The organism is Coprococcus phoceensis (genome assembly GCF_900104635.1).
GTDB classification, from domain to species: Bacteria; Bacillota; Clostridia; order Lachnospirales; family Lachnospiraceae; genus Faecalimonas; species Faecalimonas phoceensis.
In genome coordinates, this window is record NZ_FNWC01000005.1 from 22015 (window position 1) to 34887 (window position 12873).

Below are 12873 nucleotides of genomic sequence, written 5' to 3' on the forward strand. Positions count from 1 at the left end.
AATATTGCCTCCTTTATTCGAAGTTCATTATAGCAAAGATATAGTTTTAAATAAAGCGAAATTTGAAAAGTTCACATTTCGCTAGGAAAAACTTAAGAAAATATTGTGGAAATACCTGCTTTCCTGATATAGTGTTATACAGAAAGAAAAATGAAAAGGTGATGTCATGTTAGAAAAATATAAAACAGTATATCAAGGCGGCGAAGGGGAGACCGTTGAAAAAAAGTCAAGATTCATTGCGACGGTCATTCCGGTAAAGACAGAAGAAGAGGCGATTGCGTTTATCGAAAGCATGAAGAAAAAGTATTGGAATGCAACGCACAATTGCTCTGCCTATGTAATCGGTGAGCAGTTTCAAATCCAAAGATGCAGTGATGATGGAGAGCCAAGTGGTACAGCTGGGAAACCAATGCTAGATGTCCTGCTTGGCGAGGAGATTCATGACACAGCAGTTGTTGTGACAAGGTATTTTGGAGGAACGCTTCTTGGAACAGGTGGACTTGTGAGAGCTTATTCCGGTTCGGTACAGGCGGGACTTTCCGCTAGTAAGATTATTACCAAATTGCACGGGTATAAACTTCGGATACAGACAGATTATACAGGACTTGGAAAAATACAGTATATTTTGGGGCAGAGAGGACTGTCGGTACTTGATTCTGTGTACACTGATCAGGTGGAGCTGACTGCGTTAATTCCGGCGGAGGAACTCAAAACAGTGCGAAATGAGATTACAGAAGGCACGAATGGAAAAGCTGTCATGGAGATAGAAGAGGAGTGCTACTTCGCGGAGATAGATGGGGAAATGAAGACTTTTAAAGATTGAAAAAGAGGTGCGTGAGCACCTCTTTCTTATCTTCTATTGGAATTCCGGTTCAATCAGACCGTATGTGTTGTTCTTACGTTTGTAGACAACGTTCACTTCATCTGTCTCAGCATTGCTGAATACGAAGAAGTTATGTCCAAGAAGTTCCATCTGAACACATGCGTCTTCTGGGAACATAGGCTTGATTCCAAAACGTTTTGTACGAATAATCTTAATCTCATCGTTGTTAGAAGTATCCTGCTCTGCCTCGAAGAATTCTGATTGGAAGTTCCCGCCTTCCTGCTGTCTTGCAATTAATTTGTTCTTATACTTGCGAAGCTGACGTTCAATTACTTCTTCCACTAAGTCAATGGATACATACATATCGTCACTCACTTGTTCGGAACGAATAATGTGACCTTTGACAGGGATAGTTACCTCAATTTTCTGACGCTCTTTTTCAACACTGAGTGTCACGATAATTTCAGTATCAGGAGTGAAATACCTTTCCAGTTTTCCTAATTTTTGCTCGATGGTTGATTTTAAACCAGGTGTTACATCGATATTTTTGCCGCTAATAATATAGTTCATGTCTCCAACCCCTTTGCGATATATTTTATGGTCTTATTATACAACCAAATGATGGGACATGCAATAAAAATAACGAGAAAATTCTAAAAATAATATAAAAAAACTGACAAATAAAGCTAAAATAAGAAAAAACTCGAAAACTATAGTTTTCCTCTTTTTCTCATCTTGGAATCCAGAATTTTTTTACGGATACGAAGTGACTGTGGTGTTACTTCTAACAGCTCGTCGGTATCGATAAAATCAAGCGCTTCTTCCAAACTCAAAATACGTGGAGTTGTAAGCTTGAGCGCATCATCGGCACCGGAAGAGCGGGTGTTTGTTAAATGTTTTGTTTTACATACGTTGAGTTCAATATCTTCAGCTTTTCCGTTCTGTCCGATGACCATTCCGGAATATACCTTTTCTCCGGCCCCGATAAAGAGAGTACCTCGCTCTTGAGCGCTGTACAATCCGTAAGTAACAGATTCGCCAGTTTCAAAAGCAATCAGAGAACCTTGTTTGCGATACTGAATGTCTCCTTTATATGGTGCGTAGCCGTCAAATGCAGTATTTAAAATTCCATTTCCTTTTGTGTCTGTCATGAATTCCCCACGGTATCCGATCAGACCTCTTGCAGGGATTGAAAATTCCAGTCTTGTAGTTGTCCCGTTGGAGGCGCTCATATTCTGGAGTTCTCCTTTTCGCTGACTTAACTTGTCGATGACTGTTCCGGTAAATTCATCCGGTACGTCGATGTATGCAGTCTCGATTGGCTCTAAGAGTTTGCCGTTCTCATCTTTTTTATAGAGAACTTCCGCCTTGCTTACTGCAAATTCATAACCTTCACGTCTCATGTTTTCGATAAGAACGGACAAGTGAAGTTCACCACGTCCGGATACACGGAAACTGTCTGCGTTTTCTGACTCTTCGACACGGAGACTGACATCTGTATTCAATTCACGCAGCAGACGGTCACGCAGGTGGCGGGACGTTACAAATTTTCCTTCCTGTCCGGCAAATGGGCTGTCATTGACGATAAACTGCATTGCAATCGTTGGTTCTGAAATCTTTTGGAATGGGATTGCAACCGGATTTTCAGGAGAACAGAGTGTGTCACCGATAGAAATATCTGAAATTCCTGAAATTGCAACGATCGATCCGATTGTTGCCTCTTTTACTTCTACTTTGTTGAGTCCGTCAAATTCATATAATTTGCTGATTTTTACTTTTTTCTGTTTGTCAGGTTCGTGGGCGTTTACGACAACCATGTCCTGATTTACGGCGATCGTACCGTTGTCTACTTTTCCGATACCAATACGTCCGACATATTCATTGTAGTCGATCGTGCTGATAAGAACCTGTGTATCGGTGTCAGGATCACCTTCCGGAGCAGGGATATAATCTAAAATTGTCTCGAATAATGGAATCATATTTTCCGGTTCATCTGTCAAATCTAAGATGGCATGTCCGGCTTTGGCAGATGCATATACAAATGGGCAGTCCAACTGTTCGTCAGATGCGTCAAGATCCATGAACAATTCTAAAATCTCGTCGATGACCTCTTCCGGTCTTGCCTCCGGACGGTCAATTTTATTGATGCAGACGATGACCGGAAGCTGTAACTCCAACGCTTTTTTCAATACGAATTTTGTCTGAGGCATCGCACCTTCAAATGCATCTACGACAAGGATAACACCGTTTACCATCTTTAAGACACGCTCTACCTCACCGCCGAAATCGGCATGTCCAGGTGTGTCGATGATGTTGATCTTCGTATCTTTATAGTATACGGCTGTATTTTTTGCCAAAATAGTGATTCCACGTTCACGCTCGATATCGTTGGAATCCATGACACGCTCAGCCACTTCCTGATTGGCGCGGAATACACCGCTTTGCTTTAAAAGCTCGTCTACCAGTGTTGTCTTTCCGTGGTCAACGTGAGCGATGATGGCAATATTTCTAATATCTTCTCTTTGTTTCTTCATTGTAAAATACCTTCTTTCTGTTATCAAAAAGCTTTTATATCCATAAAAGCAAAGGTTTTAAAATATAACTCATATAGTTTATCATATTATTAACAGAATACAAGAGTTTAAGTGAGAAATATAGAAAATGTCGAGAAAGGCTGTCGAGAATTGGCGCACGGTTTTTAAGGCAAAAAGTTCTAAAGTGTGTAAAATAGAAATAGACTTAGTAGTGACTAAAAAATACTGCGAAGAGGAAGGGAGAACTACAATTCATGTCAGATAAGATTATTGAAAACAACCAGGTAACGATTATGGGAGAGGTGGCGTCTCAGTTTACATTCAGCCACGAGGTATTCGGGGAAGGCTTTTATATGGTGGAAGTGCTTGTGAAGCGTTTGAGCAATTCAGACGATCGTATTCCGCTGATGATTTCAGAGAGGCTGATTGATGTGCATCAGGATTACACAGGGGAATATATTATGGTAACAGGGCAATTCCGCTCCTATAATCATCATGATGAACAAAAAAACAGACTTGTACTTTCTGTATTTGTAAGAGAGGTAACATTTGTGGAAGAAGAGCTTGATGGGGCAAAGACAAACAGTATCTTTTTAGATGGCTATATCTGCAAAACACCGATTTACAGAAAGACACCGCTTGGAAGAGAGATTGCAGATCTTCTGCTGGCTGTAAACAGACCATATGGGAAATCGGATTACATACCATGCATCTGCTGGGGAAGAAATGCAAGATTTGCATCTGGCTTTGAAGTCGGAGAACATGTGCAGATATTAGGGCGGATTCAGAGCCGGGAATATATAAAAAAACTGACAGAGACAGAGACGCAGAAACGGATTGCATATGAAGTTTCTGTAAGCAAACTGGAATGTGTAGAAGAATGAGTTCACGTGCATTGACATTGCCTGTGAATGGTGCTAAAATCCTGTAAGAGAGAACTGAGAACTCGGTATGTAAGGAGGACTAGAATGGCTATTTTTACAGGGGCAGGAGTGGCGATTATCACACCATTTCATGCGGATGGAAGTATTAATTATGAAAAATTAGAAGAATTGATTGATTATCATTGCAATAACGGGACAGACAGTATTGTGATTTGTGGCACGACAGGTGAGTCTGCGACGATGACAGAAGAAGAACATCTGGACTGTATTAAAAAGACAATTGATTTCACAAAAGGAAGAGTTCCGGTTATCGCGGGAACGGGATCAAACTGTACAAGAACAGCAATTGAATTGTCAAAAGCGGCAGCAGAGTACGGGGCAGATGGATTACTGGTTGTCACCCCATATTATAATAAAGCAACACAGGCCGGATTGATTCAACATTATACAGCGGTTGCGAATGAAGCTAAAGCGCCAATTATCATGTACAGTGTGGCAAGCAGAACAGGCTGCAATATTGAGCCGGCGACAGTTGCGCATCTTGTGAAGAATGTGGATAACATTGTCGGAATCAAGGAAGCTTCGGGGAATATTTCTCAGGTTGCGAAGATTATGAACCTGACAGATGGAAAGGTCGACTTGTATTCAGGAAATGATGATCAGATTGTGCCGATTATGTCCCTTGGCGGAAAAGGTGTGATTTCTGTATTGTCTAATATCGCCCCAAAAGAGACGCACGATATCTGTGCAAAATTCTTTGAAGGTGATGTAAAAGGAAGTATGGAATTACAGTTAAATGCATTGCCTTTGATTGAGCAGTTATTCTGTGAAGTGAATCCAATTCCTGTGAAAAAAGCGATGAACCTGATGGGAATGGAAGTTGGAGGACTTCGTATGCCGTTGACGGAGCTTACAGAGGCACATACGGAAACGTTAAAGAAAGCGATGAAAGATTTTGGGATTTTATAGATCGCTGTGAACAGTGATTTTATGCAAAAGAATGTAGAGGTAGGAGAGTTTGTTTTTGCAAACTCTCTTTTTTTGTGTTATTTTATAATATAAATAACTGTGAACAGGGAGGAAACGAATATGACAAAATTGATTATGCATGGCTGCAATGGAAAAATGGGACAAGTTATCAGTAAGATAGTAAAAGAAGACCCGAATGTCGAGATGGCAGCAGGAATAGATGCCTATACTGGAATTGCGAATGATTATCCCGTATTTGAAAGTATTGAAAAGTGTGATATCAAGGCAGATGCAATCATTGATTTTTCGAACGCGGCAGCAGTGGACGGGCTGCTTGACTACTGTGTGGAAAAACAGGTTCCGGTTGTACTGTGCACTACAGGGTTATCAGAGGAGCAGCTAAAGAAAGTAGAAGAGACAAGCAAGAAAGTTGCGGTTTTAAAATCTGCGAATATGTCATTGGGAGTCAATATGTTATTAAAACTGCTTCAGGATGCGGCAAAAGTGCTTGCACCAGCGGGGTTTGACATTGAGATTGTCGAAAAACATCATAATCAGAAAGTGGATGCGCCGAGCGGAACTGCACTTGCAATGGCGGATTCGATCAATGAAGCACTGGACAATGAATACCGTTATACTTATGACAGAAGCCAGGTGCGTGAAAAACGTGAGAAAAAGGAGATTGGAATTTCAGCAGTGAGAGGCGGCACAATTGTAGGAGAGCATGAGGTGATTTTCGCAGGAGAAGATGAAGTCATTGAATTCAAACATACTGCATATTCGAAAGCGGTGTTCGCAAAAGGTGCAGTGGAGGCAGGAAAGTTCCTGAAAGGAAAAGGAGCCGGTCTTTACGATATGAGCGACGTGATCCAATTTTAAAAATAGTCAAAAAAAGGAAAAAACTCCCAATGAAAAGTGAAGTATATATTTGAGAAAAATGCAGATATTACATGATAAGAAGTAATTCTTAATGGTACTACATGAAAGAAAGGGAGTAAAAAAATGAAAAAATTGAAAAAAGTAATCTTGTGTATGCTGTGCGTTGGAGTACTTTGCTCAACAACAGGCTGTGGAAGCAATACAAAAGATGATGCGGCAAACAATACAACAACCGACAAAAATACGACAACCGATCCGACAAAAGACAACAATGGAGATGGTGTGATCGATGATCTGGGCAATGCCGTGAAAGATGGTGTCGACGATGTAGAAAAAGGTGTTGACAATGTAAGAGATGGTGTCAGGGATATGACGGATGATGCGACAGACCAGACACCGGATAAGACGACTGACAAAAACGTAAATGACGCAACAAAATAATTATTTATGGAAGGGAACGTGAAAAAGCGTTCCTTTTTTTGGCAAAAAATGCTATACTAAACGAAAATTGCAAAAGTGAGGGAAGAAATATGCAATTCAGACCTTGTATTGACATACATAATGGAGCTGTCAGGCAGATTGTCGGAGGGTCACTGAAAGATGAAGGTGATCAGGCAATCACAAATTTTACTTCGGAATATGATGCGCGGTTTTATGCAAATCTCTATCGAAAAGATGGTATTCGAGGAGGACATATTATATTGCTGAATCCAAGTACATCAGAATATTTTGATGCCACAAAAAAGCAGGCGTTGGAGGCACTGCGTGCATATCCGCAAGGAATGCAGATCGGTGGAGGAGTTACCGCAGAGAATGCGAAGGAATATCTGGATGCAGGAGCAAGTCACGTCATTGTCACATCATATGTTTTTCGAGATGGAGAAGTAAAGTGGGAGAATTTGCAAAAACTCAAGGAGACAGTCGGAAAAGAGCGAATCGTGCTTGATTTAAGCTGCAGAAAAAAAGAGGATTTTTACTATATTGTGACAAACCGATGGCAGACATTCACCAATGTGAAGGTGACGATATCATTATTGGACCAGCTTTCAGATTACTGTGATGAATTTCTGATACATGGGGTAGATGTGGAGGGAAAATCATCAGGAGTAGAACTGCCGCTTGTGGAACTGCTTGCAAAGTGGGATGGTATACCGATTACTTATGCAGGCGGAATAGGAAGTCTGGAAGATTTGGAAGCATTTCGGTGTGCGGGAAAAGAGAAGTTAAATTTTACAATTGGAAGTGCACTAGATTTGTTTGGTGGGCAGATTCCATACGAGAACGTAAAAAAATGTGACCATTTGCGAAAGAGTTTGTGAACAGTTTATAAATTTGTTGAACTGCAATGTATATAGTGATAAAATGGAGATTAGAGTAAATTCGTAAATAAGGAGTAAAGTATGAGCTTATTAGAAAAAATTTTTGGGACACACAGTGATCATGAGTTAAAGAGAATCTATCCGATTGTTGACCGCATTGAGGCGATGGACGAGGATATGCAGAAATTGACGGATGAAGAGTTGAGAGATAAAACAAAAGAGTTTAAAGAAAGACTGGCAAACGGGGAGACATTGGATGATATCCTTCCGGAAGCATTTGCGACAGTAAGAGAAGCGGCATCGAGATCACTTCATATGAAACATTACCGTGTGCAGCTGATCGGTGGTATTGTACTGCATCAGGGACGTATTGCGGAGATGAGAACAGGTGAAGGAAAGACTTTGGTATCGACACTTCCGGCGTATCTGAATGCGTTGGCGGGAAAAGGAGTACATATCGTAACAGTCAATGATTATCTTGCAAAGCGTGATGCGGAATGGATGGGACAAGTTCACAGATTTTTAGGACTTACAGTAGGCGTTGTTTTAAATGAGATGGACAACGACGAACGTCGTGAGGCATATAACTGTGACATCACATATGTGACAAACAATGAACTTGGATTCGATTACCTGAGAGATAATATGGTAATCTACAAAGAGCAGTTAGTACAGAGAGGACTTTCCTATGCGGTAATCGATGAGGTCGACTCTGTATTGATCGATGAGGCGAGAACACCACTTATTATTTCCGGTCAGAGTGGAAAGTCTACGAAGTTATACGAGGCTTGCGATATTCTTGCAAGACAGCTTGAACGTGGTGAGGCAAGCGGCGAGTTTTCTAAGATGAATGCGATCATGGGCGAGGACATCGAAGAGACAGGTGATTTTATCGTCAATGAGAAAGAGAAGAATATCAACCTGACAGAAGAAGGTGTGAAGAAGGTAGAAAAATTCTTCCACATCGAGAATCTTGCGGATCCGGAACATTTAGAGATCCAGCACAATATTATTTTGGCGCTTCGTGCACATAATTTGATGTTCAGAGATCAGGATTATGTTGTGGCGGATGATCAGGTTATGATCGTAGATGAATTTACCGGACGTATTATGCCGGGACGCCGTTATTCTGACGGACTTCATCAGGCAATTGAAGCGAAAGAGCATGTAAAAGTAAAACGAGAGAGCAAGACACTTGCGACAATCACATTCCAGAATCTGTTTAACAAATATGAAAAGAAGAGTGGTATGACAGGTACTGCTCTTACAGAAGAAAAAGAATTCCGTGATATTTACGGAATGGACGTAGTGGAGATTCCAACGAATCTTCCGGTTCTTCGTAAAGATTTGGATGATGCTGTATATAAGACAAAAGATGAAAAATTCAAAGCGGTAATCGAGGAAATCGTAAGAGCACATGAGACAGGACAGCCTGTACTTGTAGGTACTATTACAATTGAGACATCAGAACTTCTGAGCAATATGCTGAAGAAAAGAGGAATTCAGCACAATGTCCTTAATGCAAAATTCCATGAGATGGAAGCTGAGATTGTAGCACAGGCAGGTGTGCATGGCGCGGTTACAATCGCGACGAACATGGCAGGTCGTGGTACCGATATCAAGCTGGACGATGAGGCAAAGGCAATCGGAGGATTGAAGATTATTGGTACAGAGCGTCATGAGTCAAGACGTATTGACAATCAGCTCCGTGGTCGTTCCGGTAGACAGGGAGACCCGGGAGAATCCAGATTTTACATTTCTCTGGAAGATGATCTGCTGAGACTGTTCGGATCTGAAAAACTGATGAGCGTATTTAATACATTAGGTGTGGAAGATGGAGAACAGATTGAACATAAGATGTTGTCCAGCGCAATTGAAAAAGCACAGAAGAAGCTGGAAGGAAATAACTTTGGAATCCGTAAAAACCTGTTGGAATACGATCAGGTTATGAATGAACAAAGAGAGATCATCTACGAGGAAAGACGTCGAGTGCTTGATGGGGAGAGCATGAGAGATTCAATCTATCATATGATTACAGAGTATGTGGAGAACACAGTGGATGCGTGTGCATCTCCGGACACAGAATCTGATGAGTGGGATTTAGATGCATTGAACCGTGATCTGTATGCATCATTGCTTTTAAAACCAGTAGCGTTTGAAGAAGTAAAAGAGATGTCTCAGAAAGAATTGAAACAGATGTTAAAAGAACATGCAGTGAAAGGATATGAGGCAAAAGAGGCTGAGTTCCCAGAACCAGAACAGCTGCGTGAGATTGAACGTGTTGTCCTTTTGAAGGTAATCGACGCAAAATGGATGGATCACATTGATGATATGGATCAGCTTCGTCAGGGAATCGGTCTTCAGGCATATGGACAGAGAGATCCGCTTGTAGAGTACAAGATGGTTGGATATGATATGTTTGGAGCGATGACATCTGCAATTGCAGCAGATACAGTTCGTATGTTGTTCCATGTTCAGCTTGAACAGAAGGTGGAAAGAGAACAGGTTGCAAAAGTAACCGGCACAAACAAAGATGATACGGCAGCGCATGAACCGAAGAAACGTCAGGAAAAGAAAGTTTATCCAAATGATCCTTGCCCATGTGGAAGCGGTAAAAAATACAAACAGTGCTGTGGAAGAAAATAAAGAATAAGAGGTGAGAACGTGGTCGAATTAGATCAGTTTAAAAGTATATTAAACTCATATGAAGAACCATTGAAGGAAATGAGGGATTCACTTTGACCTGTCTGGAAAAGAAAAACAGGTAGAAGAGTTAGAACGAAAGATAGAAGAACCGGGATTTTGGGAGAATACGGAAAATTCTCAGGTGGTCATGAAAGAACTGAAGAGTCTGAAAGATTTTTTGGAGAAAGTATCACAGCTTACAACAAGTTATGAGGATATCGGTGTTTTGATTGAGATGGCATATGATGAGAATGATGAAAGTCTTGTGCCGGAGATTGAAAGTGAACTGACTGCATTTCAACAAGGATATGAGGAGATTCGTATTCAGACCTTGCTTTCCGGGGAATATGATAAAGACAATGCAATTGTGACACTGCATGCAGGAGCAGGCGGAACAGAGTCCTGTGACTGGGCGAATATGTTATACCGTATGTATACAAGATGGGCGGAGCGAAAAGGATTTTCCGTGGAAGTGCTGGACTTTTTGGACGGAGATGTAGCCGGCTTAAAGGCAGTTACTTTTCAGGTGAATGGAGAGAATGCCTACGGGTATCTCAAGTCGGAAAAAGGGGTACACCGTCTTGTGCGCATTTCGCCGTTTAATGCGGCTGGAAAACGACAGACATCGTTTGCATCTTGTGATGTTGTTCCGGATATTGAGGACGATATTGACATTGAACTCAATGACGATGATCTGAAAATTGATACATACAGGGCAAGTGGTGCGGGAGGTCAGCATGTCAACAAGACATCTTCGGCAATCCGTATTACACATATTCCTACTGGAATTGTAGTGCAGTGCCAGAATGAGCGCTCGCAGCATAATAATAAAGAGAAGGCAATGCAGATGCTGAAGGCAAAGCTGTATCTGCTGAAAGAACAGGAACAGGCAGAAAAGGTGTCAGACATTCGTGGAGAGATAAAAGAAATTGGATTTGGCAATCAGATCCGCTCTTATGTCATGCAGCCATATACATTGGTGAAAGATCATCGGACGAATGTAGAAAGCGGAAATGTGTCGAGTGTGCTGGACGGAAACATTGATCTGTTTATGAACGCATACTTAAAAGCACAGAGCATGGAGGAGTAATCATGGATAAGACAAAATACTTTGTAGTCAAGAAAAAAGCGTTGCCGGAAGTCCTTATCAAAGTGGTGGAAGCAAAGAGACTGCTGGCGTCTGAGAGAGGATTGACGATACAGGAAGCAACAGATCAGATTGGAATTAGCAGGAGTTCTTTTTATAAATACAAAGACGATATTTTCCCGTTTCATGAAAATGAAAAAGGGCAGACGATTACCTTGGTGGTGCAGATGGATGACACACCGGGGCTTCTTGCTGAAATTTTGAGAGATGTCGCAGAATACGGTGCGAATATACTGACTATACATCAGAGTATTCCACTGAACGGAGTGGCGACTTTGACTTTGAGTGTAGAGATTTTATCTACAACCGGAAATATATCCGATATGGTTGCGGAGATAGAGGAAAATCAAGGTGTTCACTATTTGAAAATTGTAGGCAGGGAGTAAGTACGATATGACAAAAATAGCAGTATTAGGATATGGAACAGTTGGATCCGGAGTTGTGGAAGTAATTCAGACAAACCGGGATTTAATCAATCAAAAAACAGGGGATTCTTTAGAAATTAAATATATTTTGGATTTGAAAGAATTTCCGGGAAGTCCTATAGAAAAATTGATTGTACATGATTTTGAAGAGATTGTAAATGATGAAGAGATCAAAGTCGTGGTAGAAGTGATGGGCGGAGTTGAACCGGCATATACCTTTGTAAAGAGAAGTCTTTTGGCGGGGAAAAATGTGGCGACCTCCAACAAAGCGCTTGTGGCAAAGCATGGTGCAGAGCTGCTTGCTATTGCAAAAGAAAAGAATTTGAATTTCTTATTTGAGGCGAGTGTTGGCGGCGGTATTCCGATTATCCGTCCTTTGAATACGTCGCTTTCGGCGGATGATATTGAGGAGATTACCGGAATTTTGAACGGTACGACCAACTATATGCTTAGTAAGATGTATCACGAAGATGCAGATTATGATGCAGTGTTGAAAGAAGCTCAGATGATGGGATATGCAGAGCGTGACCCGAGCGCAGACGTGGATGGTCACGATGCATGCAGAAAGATTGCAATTTTATCTTCTTTGATTTGTGGGAAACAAGTGGAGTTTGAGGACATTTATACGGAGGGAATCACCGATATTACTTTGCAGGATATGCAGTATGCAAAGGCGATGGGAATGAAGATCAAGCTGCTTGCAACCTGCAGAAAGAACGGCGAAAGATTAGGAGCAGTCGTGGCACCTTGTCTTTTAGGGAAAAAACATCCGCTCTACAATGTAGAAGATGTATTTAATGCGATTTTTATAAAAGGAAATATGCTTGGAGATGCAATGTTCTATGGAAGCGGAGCAGGAAAACTCCCGACGGCAAGCGCAGTTGTGGCTGATGTTATTGAAGCGGCAAAATATCCGAGACAGAGTATGATGACAGTCTGGTCAGAGGAAAAAATGGTTTTAGAAGACAAAAGTGAGCGAGAAAATCGTTTCTTTGTACGCATAAAGGGGACAGAGGCGTTAAAAGAAGAATTGGAACAGACTTTTGGCGAGATTACAGTTATAAAGCCTGAAGGCGTGGAAGGTGAATTTGGTTTCGTGACATCAGTTATGAAAGAGGGCGATTTTGAAAGAGGTGCAGAAAAATATCCTCAGATTCAAAAAATGCTCCGGGTGAAAGAATAAAGTCAAAAGGGTAAGGAGGCGCAGT

The 12873-nt window shown here is 41.3% G+C and carries 12 protein-coding genes; 10 read left to right on the forward strand and 2 right to left on the reverse strand.

Features of this window, described 5'->3' with window-relative positions; translation table 11 throughout:
• Window positions 1-166: 166 nt before the first annotated feature.
• Window positions 167-823 carry a YigZ family protein gene (locus BQ5364_RS00205; protein WP_004613624.1) on the forward strand — a complete coding sequence of 219 codons (657 nt, stop codon included), beginning with the start codon at window positions 167-169 and terminating at the stop codon, window positions 821-823.
• 33 nt (window positions 824-856) lie between these two features.
• Here the strand turns inward: BQ5364_RS00205 and hpf are convergent, their stop codons facing one another.
• Both hpf and typA read right to left on the reverse strand, forming a co-directional pair.
• Complete coding sequence (gene hpf, locus BQ5364_RS00210; protein WP_004613625.1) at window positions 857-1393, reverse strand: ribosome hibernation-promoting factor, HPF/YfiA family; 537 nt, start codon at window positions 1391-1393, stop codon at window positions 857-859.
• A 140-nt stretch (window positions 1394-1533) separates the two neighbouring features.
• Window positions 1534-3357, reverse strand: a complete 1824-nt coding sequence (typA, locus tag BQ5364_RS00215) for a translational GTPase TypA (protein WP_004613626.1) — start codon at window positions 3355-3357, stop codon at window positions 1534-1536.
• Between the two features lie 254 nt (window positions 3358-3611).
• Between typA and BQ5364_RS00220 the strand changes: the two genes are divergently transcribed.
• The 9 genes from BQ5364_RS00220 (at window position 3612) to BQ5364_RS00260 (ending at window position 12848) form a co-directional block, all read left to right on the forward strand.
• Window positions 3612-4241 carry a single-stranded DNA-binding protein gene (locus tag BQ5364_RS00220; RefSeq protein ID WP_004613627.1) on the forward strand — a complete coding sequence of 210 codons (630 nt, stop codon included), beginning with the start codon at window positions 3612-3614 and terminating at the stop codon, window positions 4239-4241.
• Between the two features lie 84 nt (window positions 4242-4325).
• A complete protein-coding gene (dapA, locus tag BQ5364_RS00225) occupies window positions 4326-5210 on the forward strand; it encodes a 4-hydroxy-tetrahydrodipicolinate synthase (RefSeq protein WP_022249953.1) in 885 nt (294 codons plus the stop codon).
• Between the two features lie 120 nt (window positions 5211-5330).
• A complete protein-coding gene (gene dapB, locus BQ5364_RS00230; protein ID WP_022249954.1) occupies window positions 5331-6089 on the forward strand; it encodes a 4-hydroxy-tetrahydrodipicolinate reductase in 759 nt (252 codons plus the stop codon).
• 123 nt (window positions 6090-6212) lie between these two features.
• Window positions 6213-6530: a hypothetical protein gene (locus BQ5364_RS00235; protein ID WP_004613630.1), complete on the forward strand. Its 318-nt coding sequence runs from the start codon at window positions 6213-6215 to the stop codon at window positions 6528-6530.
• An 89-nt stretch (window positions 6531-6619) separates the two neighbouring features.
• Entirely contained in the window at window positions 6620-7408 is a 789-nt protein-coding gene (hisA, locus tag BQ5364_RS00240) for a phosphoribosylformimino-5-aminoimidazole carboxamide ribotide isomerase (RefSeq protein ID WP_071143412.1), read from the forward strand.
• Between the two features lie 81 nt (window positions 7409-7489).
• The gene (secA, locus tag BQ5364_RS00245) at window positions 7490-10054 is read left to right on the forward strand and encodes a preprotein translocase subunit SecA (RefSeq protein WP_071143413.1); all 2565 of its coding nucleotides are present in this window, start codon (window positions 7490-7492) and stop codon (window positions 10052-10054) included.
• Window positions 10055-10072: 18 nt separating this feature from the next.
• Window positions 10073-11183 (forward strand): peptide chain release factor 2 gene (prfB, locus tag BQ5364_RS00250; protein WP_408606878.1). Its coding sequence is split into 2 segments (ribosomal slippage): window positions 10073-10135 and window positions 10137-11183, totalling 1110 coding nucleotides; the frame shifts between segments, so codons are not numbered across the junction.
• The gene (locus tag BQ5364_RS00255; protein ID WP_044987663.1) at window positions 11183-11626 is read left to right on the forward strand and encodes an ACT domain-containing protein; all 444 of its coding nucleotides are present in this window, start codon (window positions 11183-11185) and stop codon (window positions 11624-11626) included. Before prfB ends, BQ5364_RS00255 begins: the two co-directional genes overlap by 1 nt.
• Before the next feature lie 7 nt (window positions 11627-11633).
• Window positions 11634-12848, forward strand: a complete 1215-nt coding sequence (locus tag BQ5364_RS00260) for a homoserine dehydrogenase (protein ID WP_071143414.1) — start codon at window positions 11634-11636, stop codon at window positions 12846-12848.
• Window positions 12849-12873 lie beyond the last annotated feature (25 nt).